This is a genomic window from Leucobacter sp. PH1c (assembly GCF_000633415.1).
Classification (GTDB): domain Bacteria; phylum Actinomycetota; class Actinomycetes; order Actinomycetales; family Microbacteriaceae; genus Leucobacter.
The window spans coordinates 64578-86791 of record NZ_AYMV01000018.1 but is presented as its reverse complement, the minus strand read 5'-3'; the positions used below and the strand labels follow the sequence as shown (position 1 = coordinate 86791).

The 22214-nt window shown below is 72.7% G+C and carries 16 protein-coding genes; 13 read left to right on the top strand and 3 right to left on the bottom strand.

The features are described 5' to 3' along the window. Window position 1: 1 nt before the first annotated feature. Window positions 2-844, bottom strand: coding sequence for an aminoglycoside 3'-phosphotransferase (locus tag U874_RS0106090; RefSeq protein WP_025133653.1), 843 nt, complete (start codon window positions 842-844; stop codon window positions 2-4). A 136-nt stretch (window positions 845-980) separates the two neighbouring features. On the opposite strand from U874_RS0106090, the gene ettA reads away from it, so the two are divergent. Both ettA and U874_RS0106080 read left to right on the top strand, forming a co-directional pair. Beyond that, window positions 981-2663, top strand: coding sequence for an energy-dependent translational throttle protein EttA (gene ettA / locus U874_RS0106085; protein ID WP_025133652.1), 1683 nt, complete (start codon window positions 981-983; stop codon window positions 2661-2663). Between the two features lie 71 nt (window positions 2664-2734). Then, window positions 2735-3202, top strand: a complete 468-nt coding sequence (locus U874_RS0106080) for a thioesterase family protein (RefSeq protein ID WP_025133651.1) — start codon at window positions 2735-2737, stop codon at window positions 3200-3202. Between the two features lie 69 nt (window positions 3203-3271). On the opposite strand, the gene U874_RS0106075 is transcribed toward U874_RS0106080, so the two are convergent. Beyond that, a complete protein-coding gene (locus U874_RS0106075) occupies window positions 3272-4153 on the bottom strand; it encodes an acyl-CoA thioesterase II (RefSeq protein ID WP_025133650.1) in 882 nt (293 codons plus the stop codon). Window positions 4154-4250: 97 nt separating this feature from the next. Between U874_RS0106075 and U874_RS0106070 the strand changes: the two genes are divergently transcribed. From U874_RS0106070 to U874_RS0106045, 6 genes are all read left to right on the top strand, one after another. Then, a complete protein-coding gene (locus U874_RS0106070; RefSeq protein WP_025133649.1) occupies window positions 4251-4898 on the top strand; it encodes a hypothetical protein in 648 nt (215 codons plus the stop codon). Between the two features lie 83 nt (window positions 4899-4981). Next, the gene (gene rpoZ, locus U874_RS0106065) at window positions 4982-5248 is read left to right on the top strand and encodes a DNA-directed RNA polymerase subunit omega (protein ID WP_025133648.1); all 267 of its coding nucleotides are present in this window, start codon (window positions 4982-4984) and stop codon (window positions 5246-5248) included. Between the two features lie 119 nt (window positions 5249-5367). After that, window positions 5368-6558 (top strand): methionine adenosyltransferase, encoded by a 1191-nt coding sequence (gene metK, locus U874_RS0106060; protein ID WP_025133647.1) that lies wholly within the window; start codon window positions 5368-5370, stop codon window positions 6556-6558. Between the two features lie 8 nt (window positions 6559-6566). Then, window positions 6567-8639 carry a hypothetical protein gene (locus U874_RS0106055; RefSeq protein WP_025133646.1) on the top strand — a complete coding sequence of 691 codons (2073 nt, stop codon included), beginning with the start codon at window positions 6567-6569 and terminating at the stop codon, window positions 8637-8639. Between the two features lie 244 nt (window positions 8640-8883). Further along, window positions 8884-10458, top strand: a complete 1575-nt coding sequence (locus U874_RS0106050; RefSeq protein ID WP_025133645.1) for an alpha/beta hydrolase — start codon at window positions 8884-8886, stop codon at window positions 10456-10458. A 50-nt stretch (window positions 10459-10508) separates the two neighbouring features. Then, entirely contained in the window at window positions 10509-11975 is a 1467-nt protein-coding gene (locus U874_RS0106045) for a sodium:alanine symporter family protein (RefSeq protein WP_025133644.1), read from the top strand. Between the two features lie 325 nt (window positions 11976-12300). On the opposite strand, the gene trpB is transcribed toward U874_RS0106045, so the two are convergent. Then, complete coding sequence (trpB, locus tag U874_RS0106040; RefSeq protein ID WP_025133643.1) at window positions 12301-13509, bottom strand: tryptophan synthase subunit beta; 1209 nt, start codon at window positions 13507-13509, stop codon at window positions 12301-12303. Window positions 13510-13798: 289 nt separating this feature from the next. On the opposite strand from trpB, the gene U874_RS0106035 reads away from it, so the two are divergent. From U874_RS0106035 to rpe, 5 genes are read left to right on the top strand one after another with little or no spacing between them, the layout of a single operon-like run. Further along, complete coding sequence (locus U874_RS0106035; protein WP_115651498.1) at window positions 13799-15229, top strand: SWIM zinc finger family protein; 1431 nt, start codon at window positions 13799-13801, stop codon at window positions 15227-15229. After that, complete coding sequence (locus U874_RS0106030) at window positions 15226-18732, top strand: hypothetical protein (protein WP_025133641.1); 3507 nt, start codon at window positions 15226-15228, stop codon at window positions 18730-18732. Before U874_RS0106035 ends, U874_RS0106030 begins: the two co-directional genes overlap by 4 nt. A 32-nt stretch (window positions 18733-18764) precedes the next feature. Continuing rightward, the gene (locus U874_RS0106025) at window positions 18765-19721 is read left to right on the top strand and encodes a methionyl-tRNA formyltransferase (RefSeq protein WP_025133640.1); all 957 of its coding nucleotides are present in this window, start codon (window positions 18765-18767) and stop codon (window positions 19719-19721) included. Next, entirely contained in the window at window positions 19718-21331 is a 1614-nt protein-coding gene (locus U874_RS0106020) for an RsmB/NOP family class I SAM-dependent RNA methyltransferase (protein ID WP_081809913.1), read from the top strand. The genes U874_RS0106025 and U874_RS0106020 overlap by 4 nt, the downstream gene beginning before the upstream one ends. A 48-nt stretch (window positions 21332-21379) precedes the next feature. Next, the gene (rpe, locus tag U874_RS0106015) at window positions 21380-22042 is read left to right on the top strand and encodes a ribulose-phosphate 3-epimerase (RefSeq protein ID WP_025133638.1); all 663 of its coding nucleotides are present in this window, start codon (window positions 21380-21382) and stop codon (window positions 22040-22042) included. Window positions 22043-22214 lie beyond the last annotated feature (172 nt).

Here is a 22214-nt window from a genome sequence, read left to right as displayed (position 1 = left end):
GCTAGCTCAGGTCCCAGAGCAGCCGGTAGTAGGCGATCCGCTCGGGATCGGGGTCGATCCCGTACCCCTCGTACACGCGGTGCGCGAAGCCGGGACCGTAGTTCCACTCGGTGCTCCAGGCGGCGACCGCGAGGTCGGCCCAGCGGTCGGCCACGCCGAGCGCGCCGAGATCGACGTGCGCCGCGAAGCCGCCGTGCGCGTCGAGGAGCGTGTTCGGGGCGCAGGCGTCGCCGTGGCAGACGACGAGGCGATCCGGCTCGGGCGCATCGCGCAGCCGGGCGCGCGCCTCGGCGACGCTCAACCCGCGGAATGCCCGGTCCCAGCTCTCGGGCCCCTCGCCGCGGGCGAGGCGCGCCTCGAACTCGGGCAGCCGCGTCTCGACCGACCAGGAGTACGGGCACGCGGAAACGGGGAGCGTCTCGTGCAGGGCACGGAGCCCCGCCCCGATTCCGCGGGCCGCGCGCTCGGGGTCGCGGCGCCAGCGCGGGGTCACTGCCGACTGCGCGGGAATGCCGCGGGTGATGAGCCAGGCGCCCTGCGCGTCGGCGCCGACGTCGAGCACGGCGGGGACGGCGGCGCCGTGCCCGCGCGCCCACGCGAGCCGCTCGGCCTCGGCGCCGAGGTCCTCTGCGGGCGCGCCGGCCGCGGCCCACTTGATGAACCGCTCGCCCGCTCCCTCGGCGGAGCGCGTCCCCGGCGCCGCGCCGGGGTCGCGGAACGTGATCCCGCCCAGCCCGTTCACCCAGACCGCAGTGAGCGGGCGGCCCGCGGCGAGCTCGCGCACCCGGGCGGGGACGGCGATCGGGGCATCGGGGATCATCGCGAGGGGGCCGGTCGGAGTCATGCAGGCGATTCTGGCACAGCGCCCGCGGCACTTCCGGATCGCCGCCCCGGGCGCACGGATGCGCCCGGTAGAGTAGTGGCATTCATCATCGACCACGAGCAGGGAGTTCGGGGCGCGAGTAGCGCCTGGAAAGCATATGGCTGAGTACATTTACCAGATGGTCCGCGCGCGCAAGGCGCACGGCGACAAGGTGATCCTCGACGACGTGACCATGGCGTTTCTGCCCGGTGCGAAGATCGGCGTCGTCGGCCCGAACGGCGCGGGGAAGTCGACGATCCTGAAGATCATGGCCGGTCTCGACACCCCGTCGAACGGCGAGGCGATCCTCACCCCCGGGTACACGGTCGGCATCCTCATGCAGGAGCCCGAGCTCGACGAGGACAAGACGGTCCTCGAGAACGTGCAGCAGGGTGTCGCGGACATCAAGGGCAAGCTCGACCGCTTCAATGAGATCTCGGCCGAGATGGCGAATCCGGACGCCGACTACGACAAGCTCCTCCCCGAGATGGGCGAGCTGCAGGAGGCCATCGACGCGGTCGACGGCTGGGACCTCGACAACCAGCTCGAGCAGGCGATGGACGCGCTCCGCTGCCCGCCCTCGGACGCGGTCGTGTCGCACCTCTCGGGCGGCGAGAAGCGCCGTGTGGCGCTCTGCAAGCTCCTCCTCGAGAAGCCCGATCTGCTCCTCCTCGACGAGCCCACGAACCACCTGGACGCCGAGAGCGTGCTGTGGCTCGAGCAGCACCTCGCGAAGTACCCCGGCGCCGTCATGGCGGTCACCCACGACCGGTACTTCCTCGACCACGTCGCGACCTGGATCTGCGAGGTCGACCGCGGTCGTCTCTACCCCTACGAGGGCAACTACTCGACCTACCTCGAGCAGAAGGCCGCACGACTCGAGGTGCAGGGCAAGAAGGACCAGAAGCTCCAGAAGCGCCTGAAGGAAGAGCTCGAGTGGGTCCGCTCGAACACGAAGGGCCGCCAGGCCAAGTCGAAGGCGCGTCTGGCGCGCTACGAGGAGATGGCGGCCGAGGCGGAGCGCACCCGGAAGCTCGACTTCGAGGAGATCCAGATCCCGGCAGGCCCGCGTCTGGGCAGCCTCGTGCTCGAGGCGAAGGGGCTGACGAAGGGCTTCGACGGCCGCACGCTGATCGACGGCCTGTCGTTCTCGCTGCCGCGCAACGGCATCGTCGGCATCATCGGCCCGAACGGCGTGGGCAAGACCACGCTCTTCAAGACGATCGTGGGGCTCGAGCCCCTCGACGGCGGCGAGCTGAAGATCGGCGAGACCGTGAAGCTCAGCTACGTCGACCAGACCCGCGGGGGCATCGATCCCAAGAAGACGGTCTGGGAGGTCGTGTCCGACGGGCTCGACTACATCCAGGTGGGCAACACCGAGATCCCCTCGCGCGCCTACGTCTCGACCTTCGGGTTCAAGGGGCCGGACCAGCAGAAGCCCTCGGGCGTGCTCTCCGGCGGTGAGCGCAACCGACTGAACCTCGCGCTCACCCTGAAGCAGGGCGGCAACCTCCTGCTCCTCGATGAGCCCACGAACGACCTCGACGTCGAGACGCTCACGAGCCTGGAGAACGCGCTGCTCGAGTTCCCCGGCTGCGCCGTGGTCATCACGCACGACCGGTGGTTCCTCGATCGCATCGCGACGCACATCCTCGCTTACGAGGGCACCGAGGAGAACCCCGCGAACTGGTACTGGTTCGAGGGCAACTTCGAGGCGTACGAGGCGAACAAGATCGAGCGGCTCGGTGCCGACGCGGCGAAGCCGTCGCGGGTCACCTACCGCAAGCTCACGCGCGACTAGCGCGCACGGGGCCCGGTTCCACTGCGGAGCCGGGCCCCGCTTCGTTTCACGATCCGGACGGGAGGGGCGCCATGGCGCGCACGCACATCGATCTCGAGCTCCGCTGGGGCGATCAGGACGCCTACGGGCACGTCAACAACGTCGCCTACGCGCGCTTTCTGGAGGAGGCGCGCGTGCGCACCTTCTGGCTCGGCTCGGGCCGCGAGCGCACGGGCATGGAGCGCCACTTCCGCGGGGACGACCCCGCGGGCCCCAAGATGCTCGTCGCGAACCAGCAGATCGAGTTCCTGCGGGTGCTCGAGTATGGCGAGCGCCCGATCACGATCGAGCTCTGGATCGGGAAGCTCGGCGGATCGAGCCTGGAGGTCCACTACGAGATCGTGGACGGCGCCGCTGAGGAGCGCACCGTGGTCGCCCGCGCGATCTCTCAGATCGTGATCGTGGACGGCGTCACGATGCGCCCGATCCGGCTCTCCGACGAGGGCCGGGCCTCGGTGTCCGAGTGGATGGACGAGCCCGTTCGGATGCGCCGGGGCTAGGCGGCGCGGCCAGGCTCTGCGGGGCACGCCGCCGCGGCGCGTGCCGTCGGCGGCGTGCCCCGGGCGCCGCTAGTCGCCCGAGGCGTCCGGGCCGCCGGGGAGCCGGATCATGCCCTCCTGCGCGACGCTCGCGACGAGCGCCCCGCTCCGGTCGTAGAAGCGGCCGTGCGTGAGCCCGCGCCCACCCTGAGCCGTGGGGGAGTCGAGCTCGTAGAGCAGCCACTCGTCCACGCGGAATGGGCGGTGGAACCACATGGCATGGTCGAGGCTCGCGAAGCGCATGCCCGGCGTCGCCCACGGGATCCCGTGCTGCCGCGCGATGGGCTCAAGCAGCAGGTAGTCGCTCGCGAAGGCGAGCGCCGCCGCGTGCAGCATCGGGGGCGCGTCGAGCGTGTCGCGGCTGCGCATCCACACGCGCTGCCGGTTGGTGCGCTCGGGCACGTCGAGGATGATGTCCGACTCCAGGTAGCGGAAGTCGAACGGCCGGTTCAGCACCCACGAGGCCTGGCCGTTGCCCGCGAGGTGGCCGTACTTCTCCCAGACCGAGGGGAGCGACTCCGGCTCCGGCAGGCCCGCGAGGTCGATGCCCTCCTGATGCTCGAGCCCCGAGTCGGGCTCCTGGAACGAGGAGATGAGCGACATCAGCACCTCGCCCTCCTGATACGCCTGCACGCGGCGCGTGGAGAACGAGCGACCGTCGTACAGGCGATCCACCTCGAAGGTCATGCGCTCGGAGCTGTTCCCCGGGCGGAGGAAGTAGCCGTGCATCGAGTGGATGGTGCGACCCTCTGGCGTCGTCGTGCCGGCAGCGGCGAGCGCCTGGCCGAGGACCTGTCCGCCGAAGGAGCGGCCGTGCGGCGTGGGCAGCGCGGGGCCCGTGAGGATGTCTTCGCGGGTGCGGGCACCCGAGTCGAGCACGGCGAGCATCGTGAGGAGATCTGCGGCGGTCATGGGTCCTCCTGGCGGCATCTCGGGTGGGGTCTGTGAGCCAGTCTAGGCCCGCGCCGGGCCCAGGGACCGGAGCGCGGCGGTCGCTAGACTGCATGGAATGGGTGCCACACTGCAGCTCGCGGATCACGCGACGCGAGACGACCTCCGAATCTTCCTCGAGCGCCTCCAGCGGGCGGGGCAGGATGAGGTGCGGCTCGTGACGCGGGGCGCCGTGCTCGCGGTCTACGGCTGCACGCAGGCCCCGCGCGGGATCACGGACACCGTGCCGGTCGTGCTCGCGATGCGCGGCTTCGCGCTCGCCGAGCCGGCCGCTGAGGACCTCGACGAGACCGTGCAGGGTCGCGCACTGCTCGACCGGATCGCGCGGCTCGGGATCATCGGGCTCGCGCTCGAGATGCCCGATGTTACCGCCATGGCGGCGTGGGCCGGCGTGCTGCCGCCGATCTCCGGCTGGAGCGCTGTGGGGGCACTCGACACCGCCTCGCTCGGTGAGGTGGCGCGCGAGGGCATCTCCCGCGTGGCGGCAGCGCTCCCGGAGGATCCGGGCGAGGCCGTCGTGCACAAGGTCCGAGCGTCGGTGTGGGGAGCCGAGATCGCCCCCGGAATCCCTGCGGCGGCGGCATTCGCGGCAGAGGCGCTCGGCTTTCTCGATGCCGCCGAGCCCGTGCGGGTCTCGCGCTCGCTGACCTGGACTCGGCTCTCCACGCCGCGCGGCCACGTGCTCGTGCGCTCGCTCCTCGGCTGATCCGCCCCGCGCGGATCGCGGCCCGCGGTGCGGGAACGCGAATCCTCGGCTAAGATGGTGAGGTCAACCGGAGGAGTGTGTACATGGCAAATGTCAACGGGATCATCGACCCGCCCATCGACGACCTGCTCGAAAAGGTGGATTCGAAGTACGCGCTGGTGATCTTCGCCTCGCAGCGTGCGCGTCAGATCAACGACTACTACACGGATCTGCACGACGGAAACCTCTTCGACAATGTCGGCCCGCTCGTCGACTCGTCCGTCGACGACAAGCCGCTGTCGATCGCGCTGCACGAGGTCGTCGAGGGCAAGCTCACGATGACCAAGCGCGCGCCGGAGGCCGCCGAGTAATCTTCTGTTGCACTCGCAGCAGTGTCTGTGGCGTCGGATACCCTGAGGGGGCCGGCGCCACCGGCGTTTTCTGGCCACGCCCCGCATCACCATTCATCTTCCACGCTCAAGGAGCCACTGTGTCGCTGCGTCAGTTCACCTCGGAATCGGTCACTGAGGGGCACCCCGACAAGATCTGCGACCGCATCTCGGATTCGATCCTCGATGCGATGCTCGCGCAGGATCCTGGCGCCCGTGTGGCCGTCGAGACGCTTGTCACGACGGGGCTCGTGCACGTCGCCGGCGAGGTGTCGACCTCCGGCTACGTCGAGATTCCGCAGATCGTGCGCGACGCGGTTCGGGAGATCGGGTACACGAGCTCCGACATGGGCTTCGACGGCTCCTCCTGCGGCGTGTCCGTCTCGATCGGGCAGCAGTCCCCGGATATCGCGGGCGGCGTGGACTCCTCGCTCGAGCTGCGCAGCGGCGCACTCGACGACGAGCTGAGCCGGCAGGGCGCAGGCGACCAGGGCATCATGTTCGGCTACGCCACCGATGAGACCCCCGAACTGCACCCGCTGCCCAGCTGGATCGCCCACCGCCTGGCCGAGCAGCTCTCCGCTGTGCGGCGCGCCGGGGTGATCCCCGAGCTGCGGCCCGATGGCAAGACGCAGGTGACCATCGGCTACGACGGCGATCGCGCGGCCAGCATCGAGGCCGTCGTCGTGTCCACGCAGCACCACGCGGACATCACGCAGCCCGCGCTGCGCGAGGCCGTCGAGCGCGAAGTGATCCGACCCGTGCTCGATCGCGTTGAGCTCGCGAGCGACGGGGCTGAGTTCTTCATCAACCCGGCCGGCCCCTTCGTCGTCGGCGGGCCGATGGGCGATGCCGGGCTCACGGGCCGCAAGATCATCATCGACACGTACGGCGGCGCGAGCCGCCACGGCGGCGGCGCGTTCAGCGGGAAGGACCCGTCGAAGGTCGACCGTTCCGCGGCGTACGCGATGCGCTGGGTGGCGAAGCACGTGGTGCGCGCCGGCCTCGCGAAGCGCGCCGAGCTGCAGGTCGCCTACGCGATCGGTCGCGCGCATCCGGTCGGTCTGTACGTGGAGACTTTCGGGACCGAGACCGTGCCGCGTGAGCGCATCGAGGAGGCCGTGCGCCAGGTCTTCGACCTGCGCCCGCTCGCGATCATCCGCGACCTCGCCCTCCTGCGCCCCATCTACGCGCAGACGAGTGCCTACGGTCACTTCGGCCGCGAGCTGCCCAGCTTCACCTGGGAGGCGACGCCCCGCGTCGCCGAGCTCCAGGCCGCCGCAGGCCTCTAGCAGCCGCCGTGAGCTCCGCGTTCGAGCGCGCCGAGGGGGCGGCGGGCCGCGCCGTCGCCCGCGTCCTGCTCGACTCGGCGCTCCCGCAGCTCGATCACCTCTTCGACTACGCGGTCCCGCCCGAACTCGCCGAGGAGATCCGGGTGGGGCAGCGCGTCCGCGTGCCGTTCCGCTCGCGCGAGCGGAAGAGCTTCGGCTACGTCATCGAGTTCGTGGCGCGGAGCGAGTTCGGCGGCGAACTCGCTCCGATCGCCGACATCGTGAGCCGGGTGCCGCAGCTCACGCCCGAGGTGTGGCAGCTCGCCCGCGCGGTCGCGGATCGCGCGGGCGGCTCCGCGGGCGACATCCTCCGCCTCGCGATCCCGACCCGGCAGGTGCGGGTCGAGAAGCAGCATCTCGCGGCGGCGGAACGCGCTGGTGCTGCGGACGCCGACTCGGGCGCCGAACCGAGTGCCGAGCCGAGCTCTGAGCAGAGCCCCGAGGCCAGCCCCGAGCAGAGCCTTGAGCCCAGCCCCGAGGCCGAGGTCGCCGACGAGCTCCTCGCGGGTGCCCGCCTGGCATTCACCGCGTCCCACGGGCCGGAGCGCCTGCACACGGGGGAGTGGGTGGGTGGCTGGGCCGCCCAGCTCGCCCGGCTCGCCCTCGCGCTCCACGCGCGGGGCCGCAGCACGATCCTCGTCGCCCCCGACTATCGCGACCTCGATCAGCTCCGCGACGCGCTCGCTGCGCTCGGCCACGAGGACGCGGTGCGCGTCGACTCGCGGCAGTCGAACGGCGAGCGCTACGCCGGGTTCCTCCGCGCGCTCGACGCGGAGCCGCGCATCATCCTCGGCAACCGATCCGCCGTCTACGCGCCCGCGCACGAGCTCGGGGCCATCCTCTTCTGGGACGACGGCGACCCCGTGCTCGCCGAGCCCCTCACGCCCTACGTGCACGCCCGCGATGCGGCCCTCGTTCGCGCCGAACAGGCGGGCGCCGGGCTCTTCTTCTCGGGGCACACCCGCAGCGCCGAGGTGCAGCGCCTCGTGGAGATCGGCTACGTGCGCGCGCAGGAGCACCCGCCGCGTCGCACCCGCGTCGTCCACGCCGACGCCTCCCTCACGCCCGACGCGTTCGCCGGGCGGGTACCGGAGTTCGCCGCCCGCACGATTCGCGAGGCGCTCCGATCCGGCCCCGTTCTCGTCCAGGTGGCCACTCCCGGCTACGCGCCCGTCGCCGTGTGCGGCGAGTGCGGCGACCTCGCCCGCTGCCGCGCTTGCGCCGGGCCGATCGGCTTCCGCGTCGTGGGCCGCGCCTCCTGCCGCTGGTGCGGCGAGTACGCGAGCGACTGGCGCTGCGGTACGTGCGACAGTCGACGGCTCGAGGAGCGGGGCATGGGCTCCGCGCGCACTGTCGAGCAGTTCGAGCGACAGTTCCAGGGCGCCCGCGTGATTCTGAGCGACGGCGAGCACCCGCGCGAGCGCGTCGATGGGCGCCCGGCGCTCGTCGTGGCCACCCGGGGCGCCGAGCCGCTCGCCGCCGGCGGCTACCGTGCGGTCGTGCTCCTCGACGCGGAGCGCCTCCTCAGCATCGAGACGCTCCGCGCGGGCGAGGACTGCCTGCGCTGGTGGGAGAACGCGGCGGCGCTCGCCGCCCCCGACGGGATCTGCCTCATGGCGTCCGGCGGCGGCCCGGTGGTCCGCGCCTTCGTCACGGGCCGCACCGAGGAATGGCTGCGCGCCGAGCTCCACGACCGGCAGGCGCTGCGCTACCCGCCCGTCGTTCGTGTCGCCAGCGTGAGCGGCGGGCCCGACGAGGTGGAGCGCGCCCTGCAGCCCCTCCGGGAGCTGCCGGGCGTGGACTTCCTGGGGCCCACCCCGCTGCCCTCCGGCGGCGTCGCCCGCCGCCCCGCCGGGCTCGTCCGCGCGATCGTCCGCTTCGACTACGCCCAGGGCGGGGAGGTCGCGAGGCGGCTCCGCGGCGCGCTCGTCGCGGACGCTGCCGGCTCGGCCTCCCGCACCCGGGCGAAGAGCCCGCCCGGCCGGGCCCGGCCCGAGGCGCTGCGGCTCCGCTTCGACGATCGCGGGGTCTTCGACTCCTGAGCGCCGCGTGCCACGGGACTCCGTGTGCCACGGACTCCGCGTGCCACGGCGCTCCGGCGGATTCCCGGTGTCCCGGCGGATTCCCGGTGGTCCGCGCCTCTCGCGATCATCCTGCGCAGCCGCGCGGCAATCCGCGCAGGATCCCGGACCCGAACCGCACCGGGCGCGCGAACCGTGCGATCCTCGAGACATCGTTCGCGAGGGGGCCGCTCCCGGCCGCTCGCTCGGCCGAGGAGGACGCAGCATGCACACGACGTCGAAGACCCCCGCGGATGCGGGCCCGCACCGATCCGGCTCGACCGCTCGCACCCGCGGCGCCGGCCGGCGCGTCGTCGCGGCCACCGCGAGCGCGGGCCTCGTAGCGCTGCTCGGACTCCTCACCGCGTGCGCGCCCGCCGAGCGCACCCCGAGTGCGCTGCAGAGCGAGACCTTCCCCGGCGTCTACGCGCAGACGATCGCGTGGGGCTCCTGCGACGAGAGCTTCGGGCCGAACGCCGAGACCGCGGAACGGCTCGACGGGCTCGGCTCACCGGTCGACACCTTCGAGTGCGCCACCGTCGAGGCGCCGCTCGACTGGGACCGCCCCCGCGTGCACGAGACGATCGATCTTGCGGTGGTCCGCATCCCCGCGACGGGGCCCGAGAAGCTCGGCTCGCTGTTCGGCAATCCGGGCGGCCCCGGTGGATCCGGCATCGACTACACCTGGAACCAGACGGCGTCGCCCGGTTTCCGCGGCCTGCTCGAGCACTACGATGTGATCGGCTTCGACCCGCGCGGGATCGGCCGATCCAGCGCCGTCGACTGCGAACCGATCTCCAGCATCTTCGAAGTGCAGCTCGCGGTCTGCGCCGACGAGGAACCCCTCGCCCGCTCGATGGGCACCTCCCAGGTCGCGCGCGACATGGACCTCCTTCGTGCGCTGCAGGGCGAGGAGGAGATGAACTACCTCGGCTACTCGTACGGCACCATTCTCGGCGCGACGTACGCCACGCTGTTCCCGGAGCGGGTGGGCCGCATGGTGCTCGACAGCGCCCCCGACGAGACCTGGGCCGCGCCGGCGGGCACCTTCGACCAGGCCGTCAGCATGGCGAACGAGCTCGTCGCCATGCTCGAGGACTGCGAAGAGACCGAGGGCGTCACCGCCTGCCCCATCACCTCCGAGGACCAGCTGCTCGCAGCCGAGGAAGCGCTCGACGCCGAACCGCTCGTCGGCAGCGACGGCACGGAGGTGAGCGGCGCGATGCTGCGCGGGTACCTCATGACCGGGCTCTACGGGCGCGCCGTCACGCGCGTCACGGTGCTGAACCACGTGGCCGGACTGTTCGAACGGGATCCCGAGGAGATCGACGCCGTGATCCAGGCGATGGCCGAGGGCGGCGCCTCCGTGAGCGCGGGCGGCCAGATCGTCCGCTGCCACTCGCTGCCCCAGGATCCGGGCATCCTGCAGCTACTCGAGCACGTGGAGGAGCAGGGCGTGCCGCGGCTGCTCGGCGGCCCCGAAATCACCGACGACGTGCTCCGCCCCTTCGCCGACCTCTCGTGCGACGCGCTCCCCGAGAGCGGGACCGACCTCGACGCCTTCACGGCCCCCGACGACCAGACGATCCTCGTGATCGGGATCGAGGGGGATCACGCGACGCCGTTCGAGAACGGGAAGAACCTGGCCCGCCAGATGGGGAACACCCGCTTCCTCACCGTTGAAGGGCACGGGCACGGCGCCTCCTTCACCGATCGCTCGAGCTGCGCGGACGAGGCGACGACCGCCTTCCTGCTGGAGGGGGAGCTGCCGGAGCCCGGCACGGTCTGCCCGGCGAACTGACGCGCCGCGGGATCCGCGACAGGAGCGCCCGCGTGAAATACCCTGAACGCATGGACGCTTTCAACGACTTCGTGCTCGCGGCGGGGGACCGGCTGTGGACCTTCGCGGTGCTGCCCGTGCTCGTGATCCTCGGCGTGTACTTCACGGTGCGCTCCGGCGTGGTGCAGTTCCGGTGGTTGCCGGAGATGTTCCGCACCCTCGCCGACAAGACACCGGTGCGCAGCGACGGCACCCCGCAGTCGGTGTCGGCGTTCCAGGCGTTCACGATCTCGGCGGCCTCGCGGGTGGGCGTCGGCAACATCGCGGGCGTGGGCACCGCGATCGCGATCGGCGGGCCGGGGGCCGTGTTTTGGATGTGGACGATGGCGTTCATCGGCGGCGCGTCGAGCTTCGTCGAGTCGACGCTCGGCCAGCTCTTCAAGGTGCGCGACGCCGACGGCTTCCGCGGCGGCCCCGCCTACTACATGCTCCACGGGCTCCGATCCCGCTGGATGGGCACCCTCTTCGCCGGGATCCTCATCGTCTGCTTCCCGTTCGCGTTTTCCTCGCTGCAGGCCAACACGATCAGCGCCACACTCACGAGCACGGCGGGGATCTCGTCCGGCGGCGGCTGGGTCACGATCCTCATCGGCGCCGTGCTGGCGCTCCTCACCGGGCTCGTCGTGTTTGGCGGCGTGCGCCGGATCGCCACGGTCACCCAGGCGGTCGTGCCCGCGATGGCGCTCAGCTACCTCCTGCTCGGACTCGTGATCGTGTTCCTCAACATCGAGCGGCTCCCGGGCGTCTTCGCCGAGATCTACACGCAGGCCTTCGGCTTCAACGAGGTCGTGGGCGCGGCGTTCGGCATGATCCTGATGACCGGCATCAAGCGCGGCATGTTCTCCAACGAGGCGGGGCTCGGATCCGCCCCCAACGCGGGCGCCTCCGCGGCCGTGACCCACCCCGTGAAGCAGGGGCTCGTGCAGACCCTCGGGGTTTACTTCGACACGTTCCTCATCTGCTCGATCACCGCGTTCATCATCCTCGTGACGGCGCCCGATCTGTCCGAGGCGACCCGCGGGATCGCGCTCACGCAGAACGCGATCGTCGGCGCGCTCGGCCCCTGGGCGAGCGTGCTGCTCAGCGTCATCATCTTCCTGCTCGCCTTCAGCTCGATTCTCGGGAACTACTACTACGGCGAATCGAACATCGAGTTCATCTCCACCCGCCCCCGCGTGCTGTTCGGGTACCGCGTGCTCGCGGTGCTCGCGATCTTCGTCGGCGCCGTCGCCTCCGCCGACCTCATCTGGAACACCGCGGACGCGATCATGGGCCTCATGGCGCTCGTCAACCTCGTGGCGATCGCGCTGCTCTCCGGGCTCGTGTTCCGTCTCATGCGCGACTACTCCGCGCAGCGGCGGGCGGGGCGCGACCCCGTGTTCACCCGCGACCGCCTTCCCGGGGTGACCGGCATCAGCTGCTGGGAGGACGAGCTCAGCGTCACGGGAACGATCCCGGTCCCCGCCGCGCGGGAGTGAGCTGGTGTGGGGTGCGGTGTCTCGGCCGCGCCTCCGAGTTAGCGGGTCCTGAGTGCGGTGTCTCGGCCGCGCCTCCGATTTGGCGGGTCCTGAGTGAGGTGTCTCGGCTGCGGCTCCGAGTTGGCGGGTCCTGAGTGAGGTGTCTCGGCCGCGCCTCCGATTCAGCAGGAGAAATCCGGAATCTCGGAGCCTGCCCCAGCGAAATCTCCGAGATACGCGATTTCTCCTGCGAATGAGGGAGCGGCTGACGAATACGCGGGCAGCCTCCGGCTGAGCACCCCGATCGGGAGGGAACCCTGGCACAGAGCCCCTCCCGGCGTGCGGCTCAGGCGTTCCGGAGGCGATCCGCCACGAAATCGACGTCCTTGTCCCCGCGACCCGACAGGTTCGCGATGATCACGGCGTCGGCCGGAAGCGTGGGAGCGAGCTTGATCGCGTGCGCCACGGCGTGCGCCGACTCGAGCGCGGGGATGATCCCCTCCTTGCGGGTGAGTAGCTGGAACGCATCGAGCGTCTCGGCGTCGCTCGCCGTCACGTACTCGGCCCGCCCGATCGACTCCAGGTGGGCGTGCTGCGGCCCGACACCGGGGTAGTCGATCCCCGACGCGATCGAGTGCACGGGGGAGGGCTCGCCGTGTTCGTCCTGGAGCACCTTGGTGTGCATGCCGTGCAGCATGCCCGGGGTGCCGAGCGTCATGGTCGCCGCGTGGCGATCCCCGTCGAGCCCCTCGCCCGCAGGCTCGACACCGACGATGCGCACCGACTCGTCGCCGAGGAACGCGTCGAAGAGGCCCATCGCGTTCGAGCCGCCGCCGACCGCTGCGACGAGCACGTCGGGCAGCTTGCCCTCGGCCTCGAGCACCTGCGCGCGCGCCTCGCGGCCCACGACAGACTGGAAATCGCGCACCATCGACGGGTAGGGGTGGGGGCCGACGACGGAGCCGATCGCGAAGAAGTACTCCTCGGGGTGCGCGGCGTAGACGGCGAACGCAGAATCGACGGCCTCCTTGAGCGTCTTCCCACCCTCCTCGACCGAGACGACCTTCGCGCCGAGCAGCTCCATCCGCACGACATTGGGGTGCTGCTTGGCGACATCGATGGCCCCCATGTGGATCTCGCACTCGAGCCCCACGAGCGCCGCAGCGGTGGCCAGGGCAACGCCGTGCTGCCCCGCGCCGGTCTCCGCGATCAGCTTCGTCTTGCCCATGCGCTTCGCGAGCAGCGCTTCGCCGAGGCAGTGATTGATCTTGTGCGCACCCGTGTGGTTGAGGTCCTCGCGCTTGAGGTAGATCTTGGCGCCGCCGAGCTCGCGCGTGAGATTCTCGGCGAAGTAGAGCAGCGAGGGGCGGCCGACGTACTTCGAGAGCAGCGCCTGGTACTCCTCCTGGAATGCGGGATCCGCGCTCGCCGCAGCGTACTCGCGTGCGACCTCGGCGATGGGCTCGACCAGGAACGGCGGCAGCGGGGCGCCGCCGAACTCGCCGAAGTAGCCGGCCTCATCGGCGCGGTAGGGGGACGTGGACTGCTGAGTCATGGGAGGGGTTCCTTCGCTTCGTTGCGCCGCTCGTGAGACAAAAAAACACCGCCTCCGAGAGGCGGTGTCGTGTGCATGCAGAATGCGTGAAGAGTGACCGCCCTAGGCGGCCCACCACTGATTCACGTTGTGCATGGGGCGAGTGTAGCACTATCCAGGAGCCGCGCATCGCGCACGGCGCACGGCGCACCGCGCACCGCGCACTGGGCGCCGGGCGCCCGGGCGCCCGGGCTTCGCGCACCCCGCATCGCGCAGCGCCAGTGTCGGTGGTCGTCGCTAGCATCGAAGCATGCACACCCCGACGTCTGCCCCGCGACAGTTCCTGGGGCACACGCGCGCGCACGCATTGCCGGTGGCGCTTGGGCGCACGGAGGGCGTGGCGGAGGCGCGCGCAGCCGCGGGGCGCTCGGGCACCGCGCTGGAGCTCGCGCTCGCTCCGGCGCTCACCCCGGCGGGCCTCGATGCGACGCCGAGTTTCTTCGCGGGCTTCGTGGCGCATCCGCTGGTGCTCGCCCGGGGGCTGCTCGCGCTCGCGGATGTCGCGGCGACCCGCTACTTCCAGTACGTTCCCACGACGCAGCGCGATCCGGTGCTCACCGCCCACGGGGATCGGCTGCGCGCCGAGGTCTTCTCCGCCTGCAACGGCGTGTACGCGCGGCTCGATCTGCTCAGCGCGGGGTTCGAGAGCGGGGAGATCGGCTTCGGCACCACGAACGTCGACCTCGGCGTGGCCTCCCGGTCCGTGCTCTCCGCCGTGCGGCGAACGGAACTGCTGCACCTCGCCGTGGGGGAGTACGGCCTCGGAATCGCCACACCGGAGCACCAGAGCCGGGAGCGGCCCGTCGAAATGCCCGAGCGGTGGATCCGGGCGCTCGGCAACGTGGCTGAGCTCCACCGCCGGCTCTCGGTGCGCGCGACGCTCGACGCCGCCGCTGCGCGCGCATTCCTGGGCGCGGTGCCCCCGGCGACGGCCTCCGGGCGCACAGTGTGGCTCGTCCCCTCCCGGGGTGGCATTCGCATCGCGCACCGGCCAGCAGCGGGCGCGGTGAGCGTCGCCGGCCTGCACCGGCTGAGCGCGGCACGTCGACTCCTCCCGCACGTCACCGGCTTGGCGCTCTACGGCTTCGACGCGGCAGGAGCCAGCGCGATCGAGATCAGGCTCCCCGGTGCCCGCCTGACCCTGGGGCTCACTGCCGAGCCCTGGCGGGGGCACTCGGGGGAGGGCGCGCTCCTCACCGCGCTTGCGGGGGACAGCGTGCTCGCGGACGCGGAGCGGGTCTCGGCGGAGCTCGGATTCGAAGCGATCCTCGACCTGTCTCGGCTCGCGGGGCGCACCGGGCTCAGCCCGGCACGCGTGCGCGGCGCCGTCGCGGTGCTCGCCGCATCCGGCCGTGTCGGCTGGGACCTCGCCGAGGATGCATACTTCCATCGCGAGCTGCCCGACGATCCCGCGCGGGTGGACCGGGATCACCCTCGGCTCTCGGCGGCGCGGGCGTTGGCCGCCGCGGGGCGCGTCGTCGCCGCCTCCCCGGGGGCCGAGAGCTGGACCGTGCGCGGCGCGGACCCGGGATCCGACTCCGTGGTGCGGCGCGATCCGCACGGTGCACCAGGCGTTGAGAGCCTCAGCTGCAGCTGTGCCTGGGGCCTCCGCCACGGAACCGATCGGGGTCCCTGCAAACACGTACTCGCCGTCGCCATCGTCACCGAGGAGCCGCTGTGACCGAACTCACCACGTCAGCCGCCCCCGCGAAGCTCCGGCGCGCGGTGGAGGTGTTCGCCGAACTGGGCTGGCTTGATGCCACACCGAACGAGGCCGTGTCGCGCCCGCTCGGCAGCGCGGAGCATCGCCGGATCGCGAAGACCGGCCTCGCGTCGGGCGAATGGGGCGTGTTCGCTGCGCTCAACCCCGCCACCTTCGGGTGGCAGAGCTTCCTCGGCGCGGCGGTGAACGAGACGGTGCTCGCGCTCTTCGCCGTCCGCGTCGGAGTGTCCGCGCAGCGCGCGGTCGCGCTGCTCCGATCGGCGCGCGGGATCGACGACGCCGCGATCGTGCACGTCGTGCGCGAGCGCGGCCCTGCCTACGCGGGCGATTTCGCGGCCCGCGCCTCCGGGGGCAGCGGGCGCATGTGGCTCGACGCCTCCTCACGACTCGGCAGCGTGAGCGTGCGCCTCGTGCACGACCTCGAACTCCCGATCCCCGCATCGCTCGACTACCTGCGGGACTGGGCGGTCTTCGCGCTGGGCGACCCCGCGAACCGGGGCTGGGTGCAACCGCCCGAGCGAGAGCCCGTGCCGGCCGAGCTGCTCGCCCCGCGCTTCACCGAGCACCTTCGCGAGGCCGTTGCGCTCGGGCTGAGCGTGACCGGCCCGCTCGGCGCGCTCCTCCCCGCCGCACTCGAGCGCGGCTGGCTCGCCGAGAGCGAGGCGCTCGCCGCAGCGCTCTCCGGCCTCGACGCCGCCCAGCGCCCCGGCGACCGGAAGGTGTGGGCAGCGTTCCTCACTGAGCAGCTCGGCCTCACGCGACCCGAGCGGACCGCGGAGCTGCTCCGGCACGCGGACGCCCTCGTCTCTGCGATCGCCACGGGGGATGCGGGACTGGCCGAGGCCTTCGGGCCGAGCCTCATCGAGCACGCCGACGCGGACATCCTCCGCGAGACGCTCGAGCTCGGGCTCGCGTCCCGGACGAAGAAAGCGAAGCGCGCACTCCTCGCTGCGGCGGCACGACGCCCCGCGCCCGAGAACGCGACCGAGCTGGCTGCACTGCTCACTCCGTTGGCCGACGGCCGCGACCGCGACCTCGCGCGCGCCGCGACCGCCGTGCTCGACGCGTGGGGGATCCGTGGCGAGCGCGCTCCGGAGGCGCCCGCGGAATCCCGGGGGCGCTGGGTCCCGACGCCGGAACTGTGGTCGGTGCCGAGATTCGACGTGGGAGAGGCCTCGCCGGCCGCGCTCACGGCGGCCGCAGCGGCGCTGACCGGGCTCCCCGAGAGCACGCTGTCCACGCCAGAGGCGGAGCGGCTGCTCGCGCTCGCGAACCAGGTCGCGGCCGCGGATGCCGCGGCTGCACGGACCGCACTCCGCGGGGTGCGCGCGGCGTGGGTGCCCGGGATCCGCGGCATCGCGGAGTGGTGCGCCTCCGAGCCACTGCCGATGCTCGACCGACCCCCGCACCCGGGCATCCCGGGGTCGAGCCCCACCCACTACAGCCCGGTCCCGGCCCGCGACGCCGCAGTGCTGCAGCGCCTCGGAGAGGTCCCCGCACTCCTGTCCACGCCGAGCTGGGACGACCTGCGGATCGATCCCGTCGAGCTGCGCGACCGGCTCCGCGCCTACGCTGCTTCCGGTGCGGCCGCGAGCGAGGCGGACCTGTTCCTCGCCCTGCTGCGCACTGACCGGCTGCTTCTCACCCCAGAGCTTCTCGGCGATCTGGAGGCGCTGCGCGTGCCCGTGCTCCTGCAGGACGGCAGCGAGATGGCCACGGCCGCGGGCCCCGCGGCCGTGCGCTACTTCGCGGACCCCGTCGTCGAGCCCGCACGGGTACTCGACCCGGAACGCCACTGGTGGGCACCGAGCCCGTTCGTCGTCCCGGCGTCGCTCGCGGAGTTTCCCCCGCGGCTGCGCTCCGACGTGCTGTTCAGTGGCCTCGAACTCGACGCGCTTCCTGGCGGCGGCGACGGCGTCGGGACCGGGATCGCGCACAGCGACCTGGCCGGGCTCGGCCGCGACCTGCGGCAGCTGGTGCGGCGTGCGACGCCGCTCACGCCGGGGCTCGCGATCAACCTGATCGGAGCGCAGCGCGGCTTCCACGAGCGCGCGATCGCCGACGGTGCGCTCGCGATCTCGGAGGCCTGGGAACGCGGCCTCCTGCGCCCCGGTGTCCCCGACGTGGCGCTGCTCGACTGGCAGGAGACCCCCGGGAAGCTGGCCGCCTTCGCTCGCGCGTGCCTCGACCTCGCCGACGAGGGGCTGCTGTCGCTCGTCTGGCCGCTGCTCGACGCGTGCGTCGTCCGCTCGAACGCGGCGCCGCGACGACTCTCGGGAACCGCGGAACTGCTCGAAGCGATCGGTGAGCTTCTGCCGACCGTGCAGCACGCGGTGCGCGCGGGGGAGGCGAGCGCTGAGGCGCTCGCGCTGCCCGGCACGCGAGCGATCGCCGCGGCGGGCGGCGCCTCTCGCGCGGTGCAGCGAGCCCGCGAGATCGTGGCCCGGCTCCCGGAACCCGCGCCGGACCCGGATCCGAGCGTGGGATCCGAGCCCGCGACCCGACCGGAGCGGAGCACCGCGCCAGCCCCCGCGTCCCTGGCCTCATCGGGGCAGGGCCCCGACACGGGCGCCGCCCCGGGCCCCGCGGCGGCGCCGCCCGCGCACGGGCTCGATGACGCCGCGTTCGCCGCGTTCTGGCCGCAGGGGAGGGAGACTCGCGCGACCGTCGACGACGGTGCGCGGATCACCGCCCGCTGGCACGACCCGGCGGCGTCGACGAGGCTCCTTGAGATCGAGCTCCTGTTCTCGCCTGAGTGCTTCGCCGAAACGCCGGAGGCCCCTCGCCGGTTCCGCACCCGCACCTCCTGGTTCTACGACATCGAACACGAGGGGCAGTGCGGCATGACCGAGATCCTGCCGGGCGTCGAAGACATCGACCCGGCGGGGCGCGAGTGGCTCCGGTGGGACCCGGAAGCCGGAGGGATCCGCGTGTCGCCGCACCGCGACTGGCGCGGCGGGAGCGCGGGCCCGCTCAGCCGAGACGGCGAAGCGGCAGCGCCCGCCGTCGGCCCGCTGACCACGGGAATGATCGCCGTGCTCATCAGCGGAATGCAGCACGACAACGGGCACGGCTTCACGGTGCGCGAGGCCGTGCGGAGCGGTCTCCTCGACGCCGCCGGCGTGCAGCGCGCCGTGCAGCAACTGCTCGAGAGCGCAGACTTCACTCCGGTGAAGCTCGCCGGCATGATTGAGGCTGAGCCGGACACGCTCGGCACCCTGTGGCCGGTGCTCGTCGAAGGGATCCGGGCCGGGGCCGGCAGCACGCCGCCGCCCCGCTGGCTGAACCGGGTGCTTGACGCGGCGCTGCTTCGCGCTCCCGCCCTCCGATCCGCGGCCGAGCGCGGCGCGATCCCGCCAGCCGCCGCCGCGTGGCCCGGCCTCGCAGAGCTCGCGGAGCGGAAGGGCTCGCAGGCGGCACTCGTGAAAGCTCGAGCCCTGCGGGCCGAGCTGCTCGGCTGAGGTGCATCGTGCGAAGGTGCGAGAATAGCGGGATGCGGATTGTCTTTGCCGGAACCCCCGAGTTCGCCGTCCCCAGCCTCCGAGCGCTGGTCGAGGCCGGCCACGAGGTGGCGGGCGTCATCACCCGAGAGGACGCGCCGCTCGGCCGGAAGCGCGTGCTCACCCCCTCGCCGGTCGCGGTCGCCGCAGAGGAGCTCGGGATCCCCGTGCTCCGCGCGAACCGCCTCGACGACGCCGCCACCGAATGGGTTGCGGCGCTCGCGCCCGAGCTCGGCGTCATCGTGGCCTACGGCGGACTCGTGCGCGAGCCGCTCCTCAGCCTGCCCAGCCACGGCTGGATCAACCTCCACTTCTCCGAGTTGCCTCGCTGGCGCGGCGCCGCGCCCGTGCAGCGCGCCCTCGAAGCGGGGGAGCAGACCCTCGGGGTCACGGTGTTCCGCCTCGTCGCCGCGCTCGACGCCGGCGACGTGCTCACCCGCGATGCGCGCGAGTTCGCGCCGGGCACCTCCGCCGGGGCCGCGCTCACGACGCTCGCCGAGTTCGGCACGAGCGCGGTGCGCGACGCGGTCGCCCTGCTCGCAGAGCAGCCGGGCGCCGGCCAGCCCCAGGAGGGCGACGCAACCTACGCCCACAAGCTCACGCGTGAGGACGGCAAGATCGACCTCACGCAGCCCGCGCCGACCGTGCTCGCGCGCTGGGCCGGGATGACCCCGGAGCCCGGCGCCTTCGCGCTGCACGAGGAGCAGCCGATCAAGCTCCTCGAACTCGCACCGGCGCCCACCGTGACGGATGCCGCAACGGACGCTGGGACCGCGGCGGCTCCGGGCAGCGTCGAGCTCGTCGACGGGCGCGTGCTCCTCACGACCGGCTCGGGAGGTGACGGCTCGCCCGGCGTGCTCGAACTGCAGCGGGTGCAGCCCGCCGGGAAGCCCGCCATGGACGCCGCCGCCTGGTTGCGCGGCCGCGGGGGATCGGCGGTGCTCGGATGAGCCGGAACGAGGGCGGTCAGCACCGCAACGACGGCGGCCGGAACGACCGCAACGACGGCGGCCGGAACGACCGCGGCGGACGCAACGACCGCAGCGGCGGCCGTGGCGGCCGCGGCTCGCATGACCGCGGTGGCCAGCGCGGTCGAGGAGGCCAGGGCGGCCAGCGTGGTCAGCGAGGTCAGGACCAGCGCCAGCCCCGCGCGCGGATCTCCGCGCCCCGACTCGTCGCCTACGACGTGCTGCGCGATGTCGACGAGCGTGAGGCCTACGCGAATCTCGCGCTCCCCGCCCGCGTGCGCGACGCCGGCCTCGACTCCCGCGATGCGGGGCTCGCGACCGAGCTCGTCGCGGGGGCACTGCGCTGGCGCGGCCGCTACGACCGGATCATCGAGCTCGCCTCGGGGCGAGCGATCGACGATGTCGATCCCCGCACCCGCAACGTGCTGCGCCTCGGCGTGCACCAGCTGCTCGGCATGCGCACGGCGGCGCACGCCGCGGTGAACGAGAGCGTCGAACTGCAGCGCCGCGTCGCGAACCAGAACGCCGCGGGCTTCGTCAACGGCGTGCTGCGCGCCGTGGGCCGCCGCTCGAACGAGGAGTGGGACGCCGAGATCCGGAGCACCGCGGACTCCGCCGACGCCGCTCTCGCGACCGTCCGGTCACACCCCGCCTGGGTGCTCCGCGCGCTGCGCGAGACGCTGCGGAGCGAGGGGCGCGAGGAAGAACTCGATGCGCTGCTCGCGGCCGACAACGATGCGCCGCGCGTCAGTCTCGTCGTGCTGCCGGGAAGCGGCGCCGATCCCGAGCGCCTGGTCGAGGACGAGCACGCGTCCACTCCCGACCCGCTGCTGGCGCTCCGCGGACCCTCGCCGATCGGGCTCGAGCTCGCCGGCGGAGACCCCGCGCGCGCGATCTCCGAGGCCGGGCTCCCCGAGGGGGAGCTGCGCGTGCAGGATCAGGGCTCGCAGCTCGCGGCGCTCGCGCTCAGCCGGGTCCGCCCGGTTCGCCGCGGGGAGCGGTGGCTCGACCTCTGCGCGGGCCCCGGCGGGAAGACCGCCGTGCTCGGCGCCGAAGCGCGCGTGGGCGGGGCGACGGTGCGAGCGAACGAGGTCTCCGAGCACCGGGCCGAGCTCGTGCGCCGCTCCGTCACCGCGGTGTCGGACACCGTGGAGGTCGTCTCGCACGACGGCCGCGACGATGCCGCCTACGGCGGCGAGACGTTCGACCGGATCCTCGTCGATGCGCCCTGCACCGGGCTCGGCGCGCTCCGGCGGCGCCCCGAGGCCCGCTGGCGGAAGCAGCCGGCGGACCTCCCCGTGCTGACGGCGCTCCAGTCGGAGCTGCTTGACGCAGCCGTCGCGCACCTCGCGCCCGGCGGCATCCTCGCCTACGTGACGTGCTCGCCGCACCTCGCAGAGACCCGGATCGCGGTGGACCGCTTGCTGCGCCGCACCCCCGGCATCGTGGAGCTCGACGCCCGTGCCGCGGTGGGCGCCGTCGCTCGCGGGGAGATCGACCTGGCGGGCGAAGCCCTGAGCGCGCAGCTGTGGCCGCACCGGCACGGCACGGACGCGATGTTCGTCGCGCTCCTGCAGCGGGAGGACGCCTAGACCGCGCCGGATGCGCCGTCCGACGCGGCCCCCGCCTACACTGGTGGGGTGACCGCGCAGCGCATCAACCCCAGCATCCTGTCCGCCGACTTCGTGAACCTCCAGGCGGAGCTCGAGGCCATCCGCTCCGCGGATCTCGTGCACGTCGACGTGATGGACAACCACTTCGTGCCGAACCTCACGATGGGGCCGCCGATCGTGGAGCGCATCCAGGCCGTCTCGCCCGTGCCGCTCGACGTGCACCTCATGATCTCGGACGCGGATCGCTGGGCGCCGGGCTACGCGGAGCTCGGCGCGTACTCGGTCACGTTCCACGCCGAGGCGGCGGCCGACCCGGTCGCGCTCGCCCGGCGCCTCCGCGAGATCGGCGCGCGCGCCGGTATCGCGCTCAAGCCCGGCACGGACCCCGAGCCGTACCTGGAGCTGCTCCCCGAGTTCGATCAGGTGCTCGTCATGACGGTCGAGCCCGGTTTCGGCGGGCAGTCGTTCATGCCCGACATGATGCCCAAGCTGCGCCGCTTCGCGGAGGCGAAGTCCCGCCTCGGCCTCGACGTGTGGCTGCAGGTCGACGGCGGCATCACGGTCGACACGATCGGGATCGCGGCCGAGGCGGGCGCGGACACCTTCGTCGCCGGCTCCGCCGTCTACGGGGGAGTCCCCGAGGACCGGATCGCGGCGCTCCGCGCAGCCGCGGCCACGCACACGCACTAGGTCCGCGCTCTCGGCCGGGCCTGCGCGCTCGGCCGGTCCTGCGCGCTCGGCCAGGGCTTGCGCGACCCGCCGCGCGCTTCCCGCCCGCGCCGCCGCTCGGCCCGCCCGCTGCACCCCGCCCGCTGATGTCAAGTGTGCTTGACATCCGAGTGCGCTCGTGATTCCCTGGATG